The sequence below is a fragment of the Streptomyces sp. NPDC048415 genome (assembly GCF_040651675.1).
GTDB lineage: Bacteria > Actinomycetota > Actinomycetes > Streptomycetales > Streptomycetaceae > Streptomyces.
This window is the reverse complement of record NZ_JBEZKJ010000002.1, coordinates 301,728-319,404: the sequence shown is the minus strand read 5'-3', so window position 1 is coordinate 319,404 and position 17,677 is coordinate 301,728. Positions and strand designations below refer to the sequence as shown.

General features: G+C 69.0%; 18 protein-coding genes and 1 pseudogene. 13 read left to right on the top strand and 6 right to left on the bottom strand.

What is annotated here, in order from left to right; translation table 11 throughout:
- Positions 1–136: 136 nt before the first annotated feature.
- Positions 137–1,126, top strand: a pseudogene (locus AB0D27_RS03120) (RDD family protein); the annotation flags it as partial.
- An 87-nt stretch (positions 1,127–1,213) separates the two neighbouring features.
- Entirely contained in the window at positions 1,214–1,876 is a 663-nt protein-coding gene (locus tag AB0D27_RS03115; protein WP_362501391.1) for an RDD family protein, read from the top strand.
- A gap of 48 nt (positions 1,877–1,924) precedes the next feature.
- On the opposite strand, the gene AB0D27_RS03110 is transcribed toward AB0D27_RS03115, so the two are convergent.
- Entirely contained in the window at positions 1,925–2,215 is a 291-nt protein-coding gene (locus AB0D27_RS03110; RefSeq protein ID WP_362501389.1) for a hypothetical protein, read from the bottom strand.
- 439 nt (positions 2,216–2,654) lie between these two features.
- Here AB0D27_RS03110 and AB0D27_RS03105 point away from each other — a divergent pair, with 439 nt between their 5' ends.
- Positions 2,655–5,015 carry an immune inhibitor A domain-containing protein gene (locus AB0D27_RS03105; RefSeq protein ID WP_362501387.1) on the top strand — a complete coding sequence of 787 codons (2,361 nt, stop codon included), beginning with the start codon at positions 2,655–2,657 and terminating at the stop codon, positions 5,013–5,015.
- 121 nt (positions 5,016–5,136) lie between these two features.
- On the top strand, positions 5,137–5,466 hold the full coding sequence (locus tag AB0D27_RS03100) for a hypothetical protein (protein WP_362501385.1): 330 nt from the start codon (positions 5,137–5,139) through the stop codon (positions 5,464–5,466).
- Positions 5,467–5,746: 280 nt separating this feature from the next.
- Here the strand turns inward: AB0D27_RS03100 and AB0D27_RS03095 are convergent, their stop codons facing one another.
- On the bottom strand, positions 5,747–6,337 hold the full coding sequence (locus AB0D27_RS03095; RefSeq protein WP_362501383.1) for a nicotinamidase: 591 nt from the start codon (positions 6,335–6,337) through the stop codon (positions 5,747–5,749).
- Positions 6,338–6,532: 195 nt separating this feature from the next.
- Positions 6,533–7,861, bottom strand: coding sequence for a nicotinate phosphoribosyltransferase (locus tag AB0D27_RS03090; RefSeq protein WP_362501381.1), 1,329 nt, complete (start codon positions 7,859–7,861; stop codon positions 6,533–6,535).
- A 99-nt stretch (positions 7,862–7,960) separates the two neighbouring features.
- On the opposite strand from AB0D27_RS03090, the gene clpS reads away from it, so the two are divergent.
- From clpS to AB0D27_RS03055, 7 genes are all read left to right on the top strand, one after another.
- Positions 7,961–8,278, top strand: a complete 318-nt coding sequence (gene clpS, locus AB0D27_RS03085; protein WP_362501379.1) for an ATP-dependent Clp protease adapter ClpS — start codon at positions 7,961–7,963, stop codon at positions 8,276–8,278.
- A 49-nt stretch (positions 8,279–8,327) separates the two neighbouring features.
- A complete protein-coding gene (locus AB0D27_RS03080) occupies positions 8,328–8,933 on the top strand; it encodes a DUF2017 domain-containing protein (protein ID WP_362501377.1) in 606 nt (201 codons plus the stop codon).
- Positions 8,934–9,255: 322 nt separating this feature from the next.
- Positions 9,256–10,707: an amino acid permease gene (locus AB0D27_RS03075; protein ID WP_362501375.1), complete on the top strand. Its 1,452-nt coding sequence runs from the start codon at positions 9,256–9,258 to the stop codon at positions 10,705–10,707.
- A 75-nt stretch (positions 10,708–10,782) separates the two neighbouring features.
- Positions 10,783–11,205 carry a M67 family metallopeptidase gene (locus AB0D27_RS03070; protein WP_362501373.1) on the top strand — a complete coding sequence of 141 codons (423 nt, stop codon included), beginning with the start codon at positions 10,783–10,785 and terminating at the stop codon, positions 11,203–11,205.
- A gap of 79 nt (positions 11,206–11,284) precedes the next feature.
- On the top strand, positions 11,285–11,380 hold the full coding sequence (locus AB0D27_RS03065; RefSeq protein WP_004000920.1) for a putative leader peptide: 96 nt from the start codon (positions 11,285–11,287) through the stop codon (positions 11,378–11,380).
- Positions 11,381–11,498: 118 nt separating this feature from the next.
- A complete protein-coding gene (locus tag AB0D27_RS03060) occupies positions 11,499–11,777 on the top strand; it encodes a MoaD/ThiS family protein (protein WP_362501371.1) in 279 nt (92 codons plus the stop codon).
- 23 nt (positions 11,778–11,800) lie between these two features.
- Positions 11,801–12,751 (top strand): cysteine synthase, encoded by a 951-nt coding sequence (locus AB0D27_RS03055; RefSeq protein ID WP_362501369.1) that lies wholly within the window; start codon positions 11,801–11,803, stop codon positions 12,749–12,751.
- 141 nt (positions 12,752–12,892) lie between these two features.
- Here AB0D27_RS03055 and AB0D27_RS03050 read toward each other — a convergent pair whose 3' ends face one another.
- Positions 12,893–13,351 carry a type II toxin-antitoxin system PemK/MazF family toxin gene (locus AB0D27_RS03050; RefSeq protein ID WP_362501367.1) on the bottom strand — a complete coding sequence of 153 codons (459 nt, stop codon included), beginning with the start codon at positions 13,349–13,351 and terminating at the stop codon, positions 12,893–12,895.
- 249 nt (positions 13,352–13,600) lie between these two features.
- On the opposite strand from AB0D27_RS03050, the gene AB0D27_RS03045 reads away from it, so the two are divergent.
- Positions 13,601–14,353, top strand: coding sequence for an MBL fold metallo-hydrolase (locus tag AB0D27_RS03045; RefSeq protein WP_362501365.1), 753 nt, complete (start codon positions 13,601–13,603; stop codon positions 14,351–14,353).
- Positions 14,354–14,427: 74 nt separating this feature from the next.
- On the opposite strand, the gene AB0D27_RS03040 is transcribed toward AB0D27_RS03045, so the two are convergent.
- Together AB0D27_RS03040 and AB0D27_RS03035 are read right to left on the bottom strand one after the other, a co-directional pair.
- Entirely contained in the window at positions 14,428–15,693 is a 1,266-nt protein-coding gene (locus AB0D27_RS03040; RefSeq protein WP_362501363.1) for a PTS transporter subunit EIIC, read from the bottom strand.
- 247 nt (positions 15,694–15,940) lie between these two features.
- Positions 15,941–17,245: a PTS transporter subunit EIIC gene (locus AB0D27_RS03035; protein ID WP_362501361.1), complete on the bottom strand. Its 1,305-nt coding sequence runs from the start codon at positions 17,243–17,245 to the stop codon at positions 15,941–15,943.
- A 175-nt stretch (positions 17,246–17,420) separates the two neighbouring features.
- Between AB0D27_RS03035 and AB0D27_RS03030 the strand changes: the two genes are divergently transcribed.
- On the top strand, positions 17,421–17,654 hold the full coding sequence (locus AB0D27_RS03030; protein ID WP_362501359.1) for a PTS glucose/sucrose transporter subunit IIB: 234 nt from the start codon (positions 17,421–17,423) through the stop codon (positions 17,652–17,654).
- Positions 17,655–17,677 lie beyond the last annotated feature (23 nt).

Genomic DNA, 17,677 nt, shown 5'->3' with positions numbered 1-17,677 from the left:
GGCGGGTTTTACCCTGGGTGGGGGTTGGTGGGCGTTTTGGTTTGTCTGAAGTTGTGGGGCCCCGCCGGCCTGGGGGGCGGGCGCGCCGGCCCCCACGCCGCGCCCCCTCCCCGGCGCCGATGACCCCCTCCCGTCCGAGGGCACCATGACGTTCCGCGCGCTCTCCCCGCGCACGGACCGGCAGCACGGGGCGCAGACCGGGAGCACGGGCTCGGGCGCGTCCGGTACCGGGGCGCCAGGTGCGTCCGGCGCTCCCGGCGCGGGCGGTCCTGCCGCAGCCGGCTTCGGCGCGGGGCAGGCCTCTCCCGGCGCCTCCGGCACGCCCGGTGCGTCCGGCGCTCCCGGCACGGGCACCCCCGCCGCAGGCGGCTTCGGCGCCGGGCAGGCCGCCCAGGCCGCCGCCGCTGCCCGGAACGCCCCCGCCACCCCGAACACACCCTCCACCCCCGCCACCCCGTCCGTCCCCCACCAGTCCGGCGCCTCCACCCCCATGACCTCAGGGCCCGGCGGCGGGCAGCCCTCCTGGGCGCAGCAGGTGCACCGGCTCGCGGGCGCCGGGGCCGACGAGGGGCAACCGGTCGCGCCCTGGAAGCCGCCGGTCGACGACGTGTTCCAGGCGGCCGCGCGGCGGCAGTCGGAGGCGCGCCCGGCGGCCCTGGGCAAGCGGCTGGCCGCACGCCTGGTGGACACCGTCCTCCTGGCCGGCGTCACCGCCGTGGCCGCCGTGCCGCTGGGCACCAAGGCCGTCGACCACATCAACGAGAAGGTCGACGCGGCCAAGCTGTCCGGCGAGAAGGTCACGGTCTGGCTGCTCGACGGCACGACCAGCGCCTACCTCGGCACCGTCCTCGCCGTGCTGCTCCTCTTCGGCGTCCTCTACGACGCGCTGCCCACCGCCAGGTGGGGCCGCACCCTGGGCAAGAAGCTGTGCGGCATCGAGGTGCGCGACATCGAGGGCCACGAGCCCCCGTCCTTCGGCGGGGCCCTGCGCCGCTGGCTCGTCTACAGCGTCCCGGGGCTCCTCGTCATCGGCGTGGTCGGCGTCCTGTGGTGCCTGTTCGACAAGCCGTGGCGCCAGTGCTGGCACGACAAGGCGGCCCACACGTTCGTAGCGGCGTCGACCTAGGAAGTCCTGGGAAGTCGCGGGAATCCGGGTCCCCCGGACGGCCGCTCGCCGGATGCGGAGCCGGAGGGTTCGCGGTCGACTCGGGCCATGAGCAGCGAACCGCCGCCCCCAGGCCCCGACCGGTCACCGGACGACGACCCGTTCAAGAAGCAGCCCCCGCCCGCCGAGGGCGGCGGTTCCCCGTACGACCCCTCGTACGGCAACCAGCCGCCCCCGTACGAAGGCCCGCACGGAGGCCCGTACGGCCCAGGCGGCGGCCCCTACGGCGCCGGCGGCCCCTACGGCGGGGATCCGCTCGCCGGCATGCCCCCGCTCGCCGACAGCGGCAAACGGGTACTGGCCAGGATCATCGACATGATCCTCGTGGGCATCGTGGTGTGGCTGCTGTCGTGGGCGTTCGGGTTCAGCCAGTACACGGTGGACGCCGACAAGATCAAGTACGGCGAGTCCTTCGGGCGGGAGGTGGTCGCCGCCATCCTCTATATCGCGTACGACACCGTCATGATCTCCAAGTCGGGCCAGACCCTCGGCAAGAAGTGGCTCAGTCTTCGGGTGGCCAACCTCGACAACGGCTCCACGCCCTCCGTGCAGACCTCGCTGGTCCGTGCGCTGGTCCTGTGGCTGCCGTTCGCGTTCTGCTGCGCGTGTATCTGGACCGCGATCGCGGGCGGCTGGAGCTTCTTCGACAAGCCCTACAAGCAGGGCCTGCACGACAAGGCGGCCAAGACGGTGGTGGTCAGCACCAGTTGACGTACGTCAGGGCGGCGACACCGTACCGATGACCGGCGGGTCCGTGCTTCACGGGCCCGCCGTCTCACGTACCGGCTCGGACACCGCCGCGGCCGACACGGACGCGGTCTCGCGCTGCGCGGGAACCCGCTCGGCCGGAGCGGGCGCCGCGACCGGAGCCGGCGCCGGCGTCGGCAGCGGAACCGTTACGGCGACCAGCAGTCCCAGGGCGAGCGCCGAGAGGGCGATCACCGCGATGCCCAGGCCCGAATTCGTCTGAGACAGCAGCAGCATGGCGAGGGTGGAGAAGATCACGGCGCAGGAACCGTAGGCGAGCTGTGCGGCGGTCGGACGAGGCATGGCAATCGTGTCCTCGGATGGGGTTCTCCCCCCGTGCCTCTCGCGATGGGGGAGGGTGCGGATAAGAATCGGGGGTGAGACAACGGTGTCGGCTTGGCTTTCCGCCGACTTCCGACGCTCCGCCAATCGACCCTATTCGCCTGCATGCCCGAGTGGAACGACTGGTAAGCGTGACCTTACCCACGGTGCCGGTGCACAGGGGGCGCACGGAGTCATCACGTCCACCAAGTGGACATACCGGCGCGCCCGTTGGGGGCTCGCCGGAGCGTCCGGATACCGAACACCCGCTCCGCATAATGCACTTGCCAGGCGCAAGTCAAGATCTGTCTTTTCTTTGGTAACTCCGGTCAAATGTCGTCACTTGAATCGCGTATACGCGCGCGGACCTCCGAGACCGGGACCCCCATCCGCGCGAGCGGGCGCGGGGGAGGAACATCAAGTGACCAGCAGACCATGGACGTTCAGAGCGACCGCGGTGGGCGTCGCCCTCGCGGCGGCCACCGCCACGTTCTCTACGTTCGCCGTGGCGCAGGCCGATGACGCGCAGTCGTCAGCCGCTGTGAACCGCCACGACCCGCAGCCGGCCAGGACCGCGGTCGACCACGACCTCGACGGCCCGCTCAGCAAGACCCAGGCGGCGCAGCGCCAAGAGGCCCTGAACCAAGTCATATCCGGCGACGCCAAGGTCCAGGACCGTAACGGTTCCCGGGTCGTCCAGCTGAAGAGCAGGAAGGGCGACAGCAAGTACGTCGAGCTGGGCCGCGAGAAGACCGACAAGATCTTCACGATCCTGGTGGAGTTCGGCGACAAGACCGACCCGAAGTACGGCGGCACCACCGGCCCGCTGCACAACCGGATAGCCGCGCCGGACCGCACCAAGGACAACTCGACGGCCTGGCAGGCGGACTACAACCAGAAGCACTTCCAGGACCTCTACTTCGGCACCGGCAGCAACGTCGAGTCGATGAAGAAGTTCTACGAGAAGGAGTCCTCGGGCCGCTACTCGGTCGACGGCGAGGTCGCCGACTGGGTCAAGGTCCCCTACAACGAGGCCCGTTACGGTAACAACGCCTGCGGATCCAAGAACTGCCCGAGCGTGTGGAACGTCGTCAGCGACGGCGTGACCGCCTGGGTCGCCCAGCAGAAGGCGGCCGGGGAGACCGACGCGGCCGTCAAGGCGAACCTGGCGAACTTCGACCAGTGGGACCGCTACGACTACGACGGCGACGGCAACTTCAACGAGCCCGACGGCTACATCGACCACTTCCAGATCGTGCACGCCGGTGAGGACGAGTCCGCGGGCGGCGGCGTCCAGGGCGAGGACGCGATCTGGGCGCACCGCTGGTACGCCTTCGGCACCGACGCCGGCGCCACCGGCCCCGGGAACAACAAGCTGGGCGGCGCGCAGATCGGCGACACCGGTATCTGGGTCGGCGACTACACCATCCAGCCGGAGAACGGCGGACTCGGCGTCTTCGCCCACGAGTACGGTCACGACCTCGGTCTGCCGGACCACTACGACACCACCGGCGGCGGCGAGAACTCCACCGGTTTCTGGACCCTGATGTCCTCCGGTTCCTGGCTCGGCCGGGGCAAGGACGCCATCGGTGACCTGCCCGGCGACTTCAGCGCCTGGGACAAGCTCCAGCTGGGCTGGCTCAACTACGACACGGCGAAGGCCGGTACGCAGTCCACGCACAAGCTGGGCGTCGCCGAGTACAACACCTGGGACAAGCAGGCCCTCGTGGTCACCCTGCCGGACAAGGCGGTCACCACCACGATCGTCAGCCCGGCGCAGGGCGCGAGCCAGTGGTGGAGCGGCAGCGGCGACAACCTCAAGAACACGCTGACCCGTTCCGTCGACCTGACGGGCAAGTCCTCGGCGGCCCTGTCCCTGGACGGCTGGTACGACATCGAGGCGAACTACGACTACCTCTACACCGAGGTGTCGACCGACGGCGGCGCCAACTGGACCGCGCTCGACGGCACGGTGGACGGCCAGGCCATCCCGCGTGACGCCAGCGGCACCCCGGCCTTGACCGGCACGGTCGACGCCTACAAGAAGCTGTCGTACTCGCTCGACGCCTACGCGGGCAAGAAGATCGACGTGCGTTTCCGCTACCAGACCGACGGCGGCGTGGCGCAGAGGGGCTTCGCGGCCGACGAGATCACTCTGACCGCCGACGGCACCACGCTGTTCTCGGACAACGCCGAGTCGGCGGACGCCGCTTGGACGGCGGGCGGCTTCTCCCGCATCGGCGCGTCCTTCACCAAGGACTACAAGCAGTACTACATCGCCGAGAACCGCCAGTACGTGTCGTACGACAAGACGCTGAAGACGGGCCCGTACAACTTCGGCTACCTCAACACGAGCCGTCCGGACTGGGTGGAGCACTACCCGTACCAGAACGGCCTGTTGATCTGGAAGTGGGACACCTCCCAGGCGGACAACAACACCAGCGTCCATCCGGGCGTGGGCCTGGTCCTGCCGGTCGACTCGCACCCGACGGCGCTGAAGTGGTCGGACGGCACGCTGATGCGCAGCCGTGCCCAGGCCTACGACTCGCCGTTCAGCCTGTACCGCACCGACGGCATCACGCTGCACAACGCGGGCATCGCGACGAAGATCAAGTCGTCGAAGGGGGTCTCGGTGTTCAACGATCACACGAGCACCTACTACGACCCGTCGACGCCGGCCGCGGGCGTCAAGATCGCTGACACCAACACCAAGATCAAGATCGTCAAGGAGGCCAAGGACGGCTCGACGATCTCGCTCAAGATCGGTCCCGCGGTGAAGTAGTCACTGTTTCCGCAGGTCAGAGACATATCGGCGGCGACCCCCTGGCGGGTCGCCGTCGATCGTGTTTAGGTGCGTCCTGTGGACCGCTTATTGACACCGACCGGAACGGGGTTGTGACCGCATGGCCGCAGGAGGCTTCTGCAAGCTGCCGAACGGCACGGTGGTGGTGGCACTGAACCTGCCCAGCCCGACCGCCGACGGCGCGATGGGCGTGCGTGTCCTCGTCCACGCCCAGAACCGCGCCCGCGCCCTGACGCGGCTGCGCAACCTGGGCCTGCGGGCGATCTACCTCCGGGGCAACGCGGCCCCGCCGACCCCGGACGAGATCACGGCCGTACTGCACCACCCCGACGGCCTGATATGGCGAACGGCACCCGACAACGGTGTCACCGTGACGGAGCTGTGGCGCCCGATCAGGGCGCTGCTGCGGCGGCCGGCGGCCCAGGCATGACACAGTGGCCCGCGCCTGGGCAGGGCACGGGCCACCCGCAGTGCTTCCGGCCACGTGCCGGACTTGTGCGACGCGGCGCGCTGCTTGGCGACGGCCACCGAGGCGGCCTTCTTCAGGCCTGACACGTTCGTGCGGAGCCGGGCGGGCCGGGACAGCCGGAGCCGTCGCGCAGCTTCTTTTGCGCCTCGGCGTCCGTGAGGGCCACGATGTTGGCCGAGGCCGGCTGGACGGTGGCCTTACCGACAGTGAAGATGCCCTGGTTTGGGGCAGCTGGCAGCCTTCAGGAGGAAACCACCGGCTTCCCGCTCAGCTCCACGCCCGCCTCCCGCAGCTCCTCCAGTGCCCGCTCCGTCGTCGCCGGAGCGACGCCCGCGGTCAGGTCCAGCAGGACCTGGGTGCGCAGGCCCTCTCGCGCCGCGTCCAGCGCGGTGGCGCGTACGCAGTGATCCGTGGCGATGCCGACGACGTCCACCTCGTCGATCTGGCGGCCCCGCAGCCACTCCGCCAGGGTGACGCCGTTCTCGTCGGTGCCCTCGAAGCCGCTGTACGCGGCCGAGTACGCGCCCTTGTCGAACACCGCGTCGACCGCCCCGGAGGCGACGGCGGGCGCGAAGTTCGGGTGGAAGCCCACGCCCTCCGTGCCGGCCACGCAGTGCGCGGGCCAGGAGTGGACGTAGTCGGGGTTGTCCGCGAAGTGGTCCCCCGGGGCGATGTGGAGGTCGCGGGTGGCGACGACATGCCGGTAGCCGGCGGGCGCCTGCCCGATCAGCTCCGTGATGGCGGCGGCCACATCGGCGCCCCCGGACACCGCGAGGCTGCCACCCTCGCAGAAGTCGTTCTGCACGTCTACGACGATCAAGGCGCGGCGCATGGTCGGTGTCCTTCGACTATGGGGTCGGCGAGAGGGGTGCGGCCCGGCCGTTGAACTACCGAGCTTAGAGATTTCAAGTGCGCTGCGGGAGGGGGTATTTGGCTTCCGCGGCCCACACGGGCACGCTGCCGTTGCATTCCCGCTCACCGGAGGTTCATGCGCGGCGCCCCGCTTGCCGGGCTCACCTCCCACACCTCAGACGTACTCCGTGGGAATCACCGGCTCCCCGCGCGAGAGCTGCGTCGCCGACAGCGGCAGGTTGGCGCGGGCCGCCGAGTGCCGGTCGCGTACGACGTCGAGAGGCTCGCGGGCGATCACCTGGCCGCCCTTGATCAGCTCGACCAGAAGCTGCCTGTCTGCCAGCGAGCTCGGCACCGGCCCGGTGCCGATCACCTCGGCCTCGGCGACTCCGTGCTGGTCCAGGCGCCGCGCGGCCCACTTGCGCCCGCCGATGGACGTCTTGCCGCCGGAGGACTTCTTGGCCACCGCCTCCAGCGGAGCCTTCAGGTCCGCCGACTCGGCGCGGGCGACCAGTTTGTACACCATGGAGCACGTGGGATGGCCGGATCCCGTCACCAGCTGGGTGCCGACGCCGTACGCGTCCACGGGCGCCGCCGCCAGCGAGGCGATGGCGTACTCGTCCAGGTCGGAGGTCACGATGATCTTCGTCCCGGTCGCGCCCAGCTCGTCCAGCTGCTGGCGCACCCGATGCGCGACGAGCAGCAGGTCACCGGAGTCGATGCGGACGGCGCCGAGATCTGTTCCGGCGACCTCGACGGCCATCCGGACCGCCTCGGCGACGTCGTAGGTGTCCACGAGCAGCGTGGTGCCCCGGCCGAGCGAGTTCACCTGGGCCTGGAAGGCGTCCCGCTCGTGGTCGTGCAGAAGGGTGAAGGCGTGGGCGGAGGTCCCCACGGTGGGGATTCCGTAACGGAAACCGGCGGCCAGGTCGGAGGTGGTGGTGAACCCGCCGACGTACGCGGCCCGCGCGGCGGCGACGGCGGCCAGCTCATGCGTACGCCGGGCGCCCATTTCGATCAGCGGGCGGTCACCGGCGGCGGAGGCCATCCGGGAGGCGGCGGCCGCGATCGCCGAGTCGTGGTTGAGGATGGAGAGGATCACCGTCTCCAGGAGCACGCACTCGGCGAAGGACCCCTCGACCCGCAGGATCGGCGAGCCGGGGAAGTACACCTCGCCCTCGGGATAGCCCCAGACATCCCCGGTGAAGCGGTACGAGGCGAGCCATTCGAGGGTCGGTTCGTCCACGATCCGACCTTCGCGCAGAAAGCCCAGCACATCCGCGTCGAACCGGAAGTTCTCGACCGCGTCCAGGACGCGCCCGGTGCCCGCCACTACTCCGTACCGCCGCCCGTCGGGCAGCCGCCGCGTGAAGACCTCGAAGACCGAACGCCGCTCGGCGGTCCCCGCGGCCAGCGCGGCCTGCAGCATCGTCAGCTCGTACTGGTCCGTGAAGAGCGCCGTCGAGGGAACGTCCACCGGCAGCCCAAGGTCCGCTGTGTTCATAGGACGGGATCGTACTCCCATCTCGTCACTCTGACGATTTCTGATGCCGTTCGGACATCGGGGGGTCCGTTTGTGCGGGTGCCCCCCTCTGGTGGCAGCATGGGCGATGTGACGGCTCCCGCACCCCTAGAGATCGAGAAGACCGAGTCGGCGGAGGAGGTCTTCGCCGTACCTGAGCCGGACGTCCCCTGGGTCACGATCGTCCACAACGACCCGGTCAACCTCATGAGCTATGTGACGTATGTCTTCCAGGCCTACTTCGGCTACAGCAAGGACAAGGCCACCAAGCTCATGCTCGACGTCCACCACAAGGGCCGGGCGATCGTCTCCAGCGGCACGCGCGAGGAGATGGAGCGCGACGTACAGGCCATGCACGGCTACGGTCTGTGGGCCACCCTTCAGCAGGACCGGAAATAGCCCGAGCTCTGGAAACCGCGAGCAGGACCGGAAGTAGCGAACTCACTCCATGCCAGGACACTTCGAACCGCTCCCCGGCGGCGGCGCGGCCGTCGCGCTCGACGAGGTCGAGATCTCCATCATCCGCTCACTCGCCGTCCAGCTCCTGGAGCTCATCGGTCCCGGCCCCGCGGAGAACACCCCCGACGACCCGCTCGCCGAGCTGTTCGCCGAGGGCCCCAGCGAGCCGCCCTCCGACCCGGTGCTGCAGCGGCTGTTCCCCGACGCCTACAGCGGCCCCGACGTCGAGGCCCACTCGCCCGACCAGGCCGAGGAGCAGCGCGCCTACTCCGCGGAGTTCCGCCGCTTCACCGAGAACGACCTGCGTGCGGCCAAGCGGGAGAACGCCCTCGCGGTGATCCGCTCACTGGACGCCCTGACGCTCGGCGGCGACGGGGGCGCGGTCCTCAAGCTGTCTCCCGAGGCGTCCGAGCAGTGGCTGCGCTCGCTGAACGATCTGCGCCTGGCGATCGGCTCCCGGCTCGACGTGGTCGACGAGCAGGACACCGACCTGCTCTACCGGCTGCCGGACGAGGACCCGCGCAAGCCGATGGTGATGGCCTACCTCTGGCTGGGCGGGCTCCAGGAGACGCTCGTCGAGACCCTGATGCCGTAGTCCGCCGCTTCCCCGGCGTTCGCTCAGCGGACGCTCAAATCCGGATAACGATCCTGTCACCGTTGTGGCCTCTTCTGTGACCGTAGGGCTTCGTTTGTCCCCTTTTCCCTGTGGCATGCCTTACAACAGCCCCAACCGATCAATATTGCGGCCGTGATAAATCTTCACGACCGCCCGACGGGACACCACCCATGTCCTGCCGGGTGCGCCACCGAGCCGGCGGATCGCCGGCCAGGCACAGCTCCACCTATCCGGGGGGATCGGAAACCGATCCGAAGCCAAGGGACTGGCTCGGATCGGCTTGGAGAAAGGCGCACCACACATGACCTCATCGCAGGTCGGTACGAATGACGACGGCAGTGAGGACGTGAGCGGCGACGCCCCCGAAGAGGGGTACGAGCGCGGGCTCGGCAGCCGTCAGGTCCAGATGATCGCGATCGGCGGCGCCATCGGCGTCGGCCTGTTCCTGGGCGCCGGGGCGAACATCGCCAAGGCCGGACCCAGCCTCATCTTCATGTACGCCCTCGCGGGTGTGATCATCTTCTTCATCATGCGGGCGCTCGGCGAGCTGCTGCTCTACCGCCCGGTCTCCGGCTCCTTCGCGGAGTACTCCCGCGAGTTCCTCGGCCCGTTCTTCGGCTACTTCACCGGCTGGACGTACTGGCTGATGTGGGTCGTCACCGGCATGGCCGAACTCACGGCCGCCGCGATCTACGTCAACTACTGGTTCCCGCAGGTCCCCCAATGGGTGACGGCGCTGGTCTTCCTGGTCGTCCTGTTCGTGGCCAACCTGATCTCGGTGAAGCTCTTCGGTGAGATCGAGTTCTGGTTCTCGATGGTCAAGGTCACCGCGCTGATCGGCATGATCGTGATCGGCCTCGGCGTCCTCACCTTCGGCTTCAGCTCGGCCGGTGACACCGCCTCGGTCGCCAACCTCTGGCAGTTCGACGGCTTCTTCCCCAAGGGCATCGGCTCCTCCCTGATGACCCTGCAGGGCGTCATGTTCGCCTACCTGGCCGTCGAGCTGGTCGGCGTCACGGCGGGCGAGTCCGAGGACCCCGAGAAGACGCTCCCCAAGGCGATCAACACCCTGCCCTGGCGTATCGCCCTCTTCTACGTCGGTGCCCTCACGGTCATCCTCTGCGTCGTGAAGTGGACGGAGTTCGCGCCGGGCGTCAGCCCCTTCGTCGAGGCCTTCGCTAAGATCGGCATCCCGGCCGGCGCCGGCATCGTCAACTTCGTGGTGCTGACAGCCGCGCTGTCGTCCTGCAACTCGGGCATGTACTCCACGGGCCGCATGCTGCGCACCCTGGCCGACAACGGCGAGGCCCCGAGGGTCTTCAACAAGCTCTCCTCGACCAAGACCCCGGCCTTCGGCATCACCATCTCGGTGCTCTTCATGGGCATCGGCGTGATCCTGAACTACATCGTCCCGGAGAAGGCCTTCGGCTACGTCACCTCGGTGGCGACCGCCGCCGGCATCTGGACCTGGCTGATGATCCTGGTCAGCCACATCCTCTACCGCCGCGCCGTCGACGCCGGGCGCCTGCCCGCGTCCTCCTTCCCGGCCCCGGGCGGCGCCAAGTGCAGCTGGGTAGCCGTCGTGTTCCTGCTCTTCGTCACCGGCCTGATCGCGTACGACGCCGACTCCCGCGTCTGCCTGTACGTGATGGCCGTCTGGGCCGCGGCCCTGGCCATCGGCTGGGCGGTCCTGAAGGCGCGGAACCCGCAGGTCGCCGAGCGCCGCGAACCGGCGCTGGAGAAGGTCGGCTGACCTCCACGGTTCACCATGTGGGCCGTCCCGTACCACCCTTCGGTACGGGGCGGCCTTCTGCTTATCCTGACCACCATGCTGACCATCACCCAGGCCCTCGTCGACCAGATCGTCGCGCACGCGCGCCAGGACCACCCCGACGAGGCGTGCGGCGTCGTCGCGGGCCCGGTGGGCGCCGGACGCCCCGAGCGGTTCATCCCGATGCTCAACGCGGCCCGCTCGCCCACGTTCTACGAGTTCGACTCCGGCGACCTGCTGAAGCTGTACCGCGAGATGGACGACCGCGACGAGGAGCCGGTCGTCATCTACCACTCGCACACGGCGACCGAGGCCTACCCCTCCCGCACCGACATCTCGTACGCGAACGAGCCGGGCGCCCACTACGTGCTGGTCTCCACGGCCGACGCGGACGACGCGGGCCCCTTCCAGTTCCGCTCGTACCGGATCCTGGAGGGCGAGGTCACGGAGGAGGAGGTCAAGGTCGTGGAGGCCTACTGATCTCACCCCTCGGCCGAAAAGCGTCCGCCAGGTGAGATCACACTCCAGGACCCCGACCGGGAATCGATACGATGAGCCCATGGTTTCCCACGACGTGAGCGACAAGACGCCGGGCATGCTGCTCGTGGCGCGGCTGCACGTCGACCTGTGCAGGCTCGCCAGCGCCATCTGTTGACGCCGCGCCCTGCCGCCGTACGGCCGTGAGCCGCGGCTGCGCAACCGGCGTACCCCATGCTTTCCGCGCTGCCGCGCGCACACCGACCTGACTTTCCTCCCGACAGGAGCCCGCAACCATGGCCATCGAGGTCCGCATCCCCACCATCCTCCGCACCTACACCGACGGCGAGAAGGCCGTCGAGGGCGGCGGGGAGACCCTCGCCGAGCTGTTCGCCGACCTCGAGACCCGGCACACGGGCATCCAGGCCCGGATCGTGGACGGCGGCGAACTGCGCCGCTTCGTCAACGTCTACCTGAACGACGAGGACGTCCGCTTCCTCGACGGCATCAACACCAAGCTCACCGACGGCGACAACGTGACGATCCTGCCGGCCGTGGCCGGCGGCATGGTCTGAGCGGGATCGGCTGCTGATCGCTCATGCGCTACGACTCCCCGCTCGCCGCGGTGGGCAACACTCCTCTGGTGCGCCTGCCGCGGCTCTCGCCGTCCGCGGACGTCCGCATCTGGGCGAAGCTGGAGGACCGCAACCCGACCGGCTCGGTCAAGGACCGCCCGGCGCTGCACATGATCGAACAGGCCGAGAAGAACGGCCGGTTGACGCCGGGCTGCACGATCCTGGAGCCCACGTCCGGCAACACCGGCATCTCCCTGGCCATGGCGGCCAAGCTCAAGGGCTACCGCATGGTGTGCGTCATGCCCGAGAACACCTCGCAGGAGCGGCGTGATCTGCTCGGCATGTGGGGCGCGGAGATCATCCCCAGCCCTGCCGCCGGCGGCTCCAACACCGCCGTACGCGTGGCCAAGGAGCTGTCGGCCGAGCACCCCGACTGGGTGATGCTCTACCAGTACGGCAACCCGGACAACGCCGGCGCGCACTACGCCACGACCGGCCCTGAGATCCTGGCGGACCTTCCGTCGATCACCCACTTCGTCGCGGGCCTGGGGACGACGGGGACGCTGATGGGCGTCGGCCGCTTCCTGCGCGAGCACAAGCCCGACGTCAAGATCGTCGCCGCCGAGCCGCGCTACGACGACCTCGTCTACGGCCTGCGCAACCTCGACGAGGGCTTCGTCCCCGAGCTCTACGACGCCTCCGTCCTCACCAGCCGCTTCTCCGTCGGCTCCGCCGACGCGGTGACCCGCACCCGGGAACTCCTCCAGCAGGAGGGCATCTTCGCGGGCGTCTCCACCGGCGCCGCCCTGCACGCCGCGATCGGCGTCGGCAACAAGGCCCTGAAGGCCGGTGAGAGCGCCGACATCGCCTTCGTAGTGGCCGACGGCGGCTGGAAGTACCTCTCCACGGGCGTGTACACGGCAGCAACAACAGAGGAAGCGATCGAAGCGCTGCAGGGCCAGCTGTGGGCGTGAGCGAGGTCTTTTAGCCCGTCCGGCGTTTGAGGACGAGCGCGAAGCGCGACAAAGGGGGGTCGGGGGGCGGAGCCCCCAGGTACGGAACGGGCAGGGGTGGAGGGGGCGGAGGGGGCGGAGGGGGCGGATAAAGCTCCCACGTCACCCCGCCAGGTACCGCACCTGATCCCACAGCACCGGATCCACCACCCCCACCCGCCGCCGGAAGTCCCACACCGGCACCTCCCGCAGCTCATCCGTCTCAAGGAAGCTCGCCCGCCCCTGGGTATCCCCCACGGCCCCCGGCGGCAGAGGAATCACGCCGGCCCGCTCGTCGTGGTACTTGCTGGTGATCTTGGCGACCCGCGCGCGCCGCCCCCGCACGGCCAGCACCAGACACGGCCGGTCCTTGGCCCCCGGCCCGTCCTCGTACGGCACGTTCGCCCACCAGATCTCCGCGGGCCGCGGCCGAGGCGCCCGCCCCCGAACCCGGGAGGGGCCGCCCGGCGGACGCGTGGGACCAGCCGGCCGGCGCCCCCGGCGCCCCCAGCCGTCCACCAGCGAAGCGACCAGCGCGAGCAGCACCACCGCCACCAACGCGAGCCACCAGGACGTGTCCATACCAAAAAGGTACCGGCGCCCGCGTTCCACTGCCCGCCCGGCCCCGAACCACCTCGGCCCCACGTCCATCCGAACCGGTGACAGCACAGGTGAGTTCGCCCACAACGGCCCCTGGCGGAGGAGCGACCGGCCCTTTTGCGCCTTACGCTCGACGGACCGCACGACCCCCGTTCCCGTCTATCCGCTCCGAGTATCTGCACACTGCATCTACTCTCTGCACTTCCTGCCAGCGCGGAGGTTACAGCTCTTATGAAGCTCACCGTCGTCGGCTGCTCGGGGTCGTTCCCGTCCGCGGAATCGGCCTGCTCGAGCTACCTCGTCGAGGCCGACGGCTTCCGGCTGCTTCTCGACATGGGCAATGGTGCCCTTGGCGAGCTGCAGCGCCACTGCGGTCTCTACGACCTCGACGCGATCTTCCTCAGCCATCTGCACGCCGACCACTGCATCGACATGTGCGCGTACTTCGTCGCGCGCTACTACCGTCACGACGGCGGCCGCTGCGACCCGCTCCCCGTCTACGGACCCGAGGGCACGGAACAGCGCCTGACCACCGCGTACGCGGACACCCCCACCGCCTCCTCGATGAGCGAGGTCTTCGACTTCCACACCGTCAAGCCGGGCACGTTCGAGATCGGCCCGCTCACCGTGCACACCGAGCGGGTGCGCCACCCCGTGGAGGCGTACGGCATCCGCGTGGAGCACGGCGGAAGGTCGCTGACGTACTCCGGGGACACGGGTGTCACCGAGACCCTGGACGAACTCGCCCGCGACACGGACCTGTTCCTGTGCGAGGCCGCGTTCACCCACGGCAAGGAGAACATCCCGGACCTCCACCTCAACGGCCGCGAGGCGGGCGAGAGCGCCACCCGGGCCGGCGCCCGCCGCCTGCTGCTCACCCACATCCCGCCGTGGACCGACCCCCAGATCAACCTGGGGGACGCGCGCGCGGCATTCACGGGTCCCGTGGAACTCGCGATGCCTCGCCTGTCGTACGAGATCTGACGCCCGCGCCCGTACGCACGACAAGGCCCCCCGGAGGACCTCCGGGGGGCCTTCTCACGCCTGCGGACGGGCGGCTACTTGGCTTCCGCCTTCTCCAGCTCCGCCAGCTCCTCGTCGGACTCGCGGCCCGGTGTGGGCAGGTTCCACTTCGTGATGGCGAAGCGGAAGACGACGTAGTAGACCGCGGCGAAACAAAGGCCCACCAGGACCAGCCCCCACGGGTTGGTCGCGATGCCGAGGTTGAGGCCGAAGTCGACCGCGCCGGCCGAGAAGCCGAAGCCGTCCTTCATGCCGAGCGCCCAGGTCAGCGCCAGGGAGACACCCGTGAGCACCGCGTGGATGGCGTACAGCACCGGCGCGATGAACATGAAGGTGAACTCGATCGGCTCGGTGACGCCCGTGACGAAGGAGGTCAGCGCGAGCGAGAGCATCATGCCGCCGACGACCTTGCGGCGCTCGGGACGGGCGCAGTGCACGATGGCGAGGCAGGCGGCCGGGAGCGCGAACATCATGATCGGGAAGAAGCCGGTCATGAACTGACCGGCGGACGGGTCGCCCGCCAGGAAGCGCGAGATGTCACCGCTCTTGCCGTGGTACTCGCCCGCCTGGAACCACGGGTAGGAGTTCAGCAGGTGGTGCATGCCGATCGGGATCAGCGCGCGGTTGGCGACACCGAAGATGCCCGCGCCGACGGCGCCCGAACCGACCAGCTTCTCACCGAAGGTGTGCAGACCCGAGCCGAGGACCGGCCAGATGTAGCCGAAGACGATGCCGATCAGCAGGCCCGCGAAGGCGGACAGGATCGGAACCAGCCGGCGGCCGCCGAAGAAGCCCGCCCAGTCCGGCAGCTTGGCCCGGTAGAACTTCTGGTAGAGCAGGGCGACGACTATGCCCATCACCACACCGCCCAGGACCTTCGCGTCCACGGGCGCGTCCACCATGACGACCTTGCCGTCGACGGCCTTCGCGACCTGCGGCAGGTTCTTGTCGGTGAAGGTGGCCAGGACGTTCTTGAAGACCAGGTAGCCGACCACGGCCGCCAGCGCCGTCGAGCCGTCCGACTTCTTCGCGAAGCCGATCGCGATGCCCACGGCGAACAGCAGCGCCATGTTGTCGAGGATCGCGTTGCCGCCGGCGGACATGAAACCGGCGATCTTGGTGAGGAATGTGGGGAACGACGCGCGTCCCAGCATGTCGGTGTTGCCGAGGCGAACCAGGAGCGCGGCGGCGGGCAGCACGGCGACCGGCAGCATCAGGCTGCGGCCGATGCGCTGCAGGATCGCCATCGCGCCGGCGCCCTTCTTCTTGGCGGCCGCGGGAGCGGCGCTGGCCGTGGACACAACTTCCTCCAGTGGGCAAGGCGCCGCCCAGGGGACAGGGAGTGGGGGACGGCGTGGTCTACACCACTCAGTGGTGTAGACCTGTTTTAGCACGGTGAAGGCTGGATAAGGAACCCGCGAATTTTGTGGGCTCGGCCATAACCGTCAAGGCCCGTGGGAAGCGACGACAGTGGCCGCGGGAACTGATCGCAGTCATGACGAAGGGCCCCCGGACCGGATGGTCCGAGAGCCCTTCGTCGACGCGATCTCAGGCCTTGGTGATGTCCTCGACCTCTTCCTCCGGCTCCCGCCCCGGAGTCTTCAGGTCGAACTTGGTGATCGCGAAGCGGAAGATCACGTAGTACACGGCCGCGAAGCACAACCCGATCGGGACGATCGCCCAAGGCTTGGTCGCCAGGTTCCAGTTGATGACGTAGTCGATCAGACCGGCCGAGAAGCTGAACCCGTCGTGCACGCCGAGCCCCCAAGTCACCGCCATGGAAACGCCGGTGAGGAGCGCGTGAATCGCGTACAGCAGCGGCGCGATGAACAGGAACGAGTACTCGATCGGTTCGGTGATGCCCGTGACGAACGAGGTCAGCGCGACGGAGAGCATCATGCCGCCAACCTCCTTACGGCGATGGGGCTTTGCGCAGTGCGCGATGGCCAGCGCGGCGGCCGGCAGCGCGAACATCATGATGGGGAAGAACCCGGACGTGAACTGGCCCGCGTTCGGGTCGCCCGCCAGGAACATGTTGATGTCACCGTGCTTCACCACGCCGTCCGGCGTCGTATAGCTGCCGAACTGGAACCAGATGGGCACGTTCAGGAACTGGTGCAGACCGATCACCAGCAGCGCCCGGTTGGCCACACCGAAGACACCCGCGCCCCACGCGCCCAGACTCACCAGCCAGTCGCTGAAGTTCTCCAGACCGTCGCCGATCGGCGGCCAGACCCACAGACACAGCGCGGCGAACGCGATCGCCACGAACGACATGATGATCGGCACCAGCCGGCGCCCGTTGAAGAAGCCGAGCCAGTCCACCAGCTTGGTGCGGTGGAAGCGCTGCCAGAAGAACGCTGTCAGCAGCCCCATGACGATGCCGCCGAAGACCCCCGGATTCTGGTACGTGAACCCCGTCACGGAAAAGTCGGGCGCCTGGCAGCCGATGTTCTGGATGACCTTCGCCTGCTGTGCGCAGGACTCCGGGAACTGGTGCAGCACGCCGAAGTAGACGAGGAACCCGGCAACCGCCGCGAGCGCCGTGGACCCGTCCGCCTTCTTCGCCATGCCGATGGACACGCCCACGCAGAACAGCAGCGGCAGCCCGAGCGACCCGTCGAGCAGCGCGCCGCCGGCGCCGCCCATGACCTTGGAGACGTTGTCCCAGCCGAGTCCGTCCTTGCCGAACACGTCCGGCTGACCGAGCCGGTTGAGGATACCCGCCGCCGGCAGTACCGCGATGGGGAGCTGGAGGCTGCGGCCCATTTTCTGCAGGCCCTGGAACAGGGTGTTCCAGCGGGTGCGCGTGCGTGCGGGGGCCGCGGGCGCGGGACCGCTGTCGGCACTCATGGGCGTCCTCCGGGCGGAGCCGGTTTGGCGACCGCCCATCAACTGGTGTAGACCAGTTGGCGACCGGTCGCTCTGTCGTGATCGCCATCATTCGGCACCCGCGACATGACCGCTCGCGAAGATGGGCCAACTGTGGGTTACTGCGACAAAGCGGTTCGGATCAGGGAGTAAGGACATGGCCACCAAGGCTGAGAAGATCGTCGCCGGGCTCGGCGGCATCGACAACATCGAAGAGGTCGAGGGCTGCATCACCCGCCTGCGCACCGAGGTCAACGACCCCTCGCTGGTCGACGAGGCCGCCCTGAAGGCCGCCGGCGCCCACGGAGTCGTCAAGATGGGCACCGCCATCCAGGTCGTCATCGGCACGGACGCGGACCCGATCGCCGGCGAGATCGAAGACATGATGTGAGACCCCGACTCCTGGATCTCTAG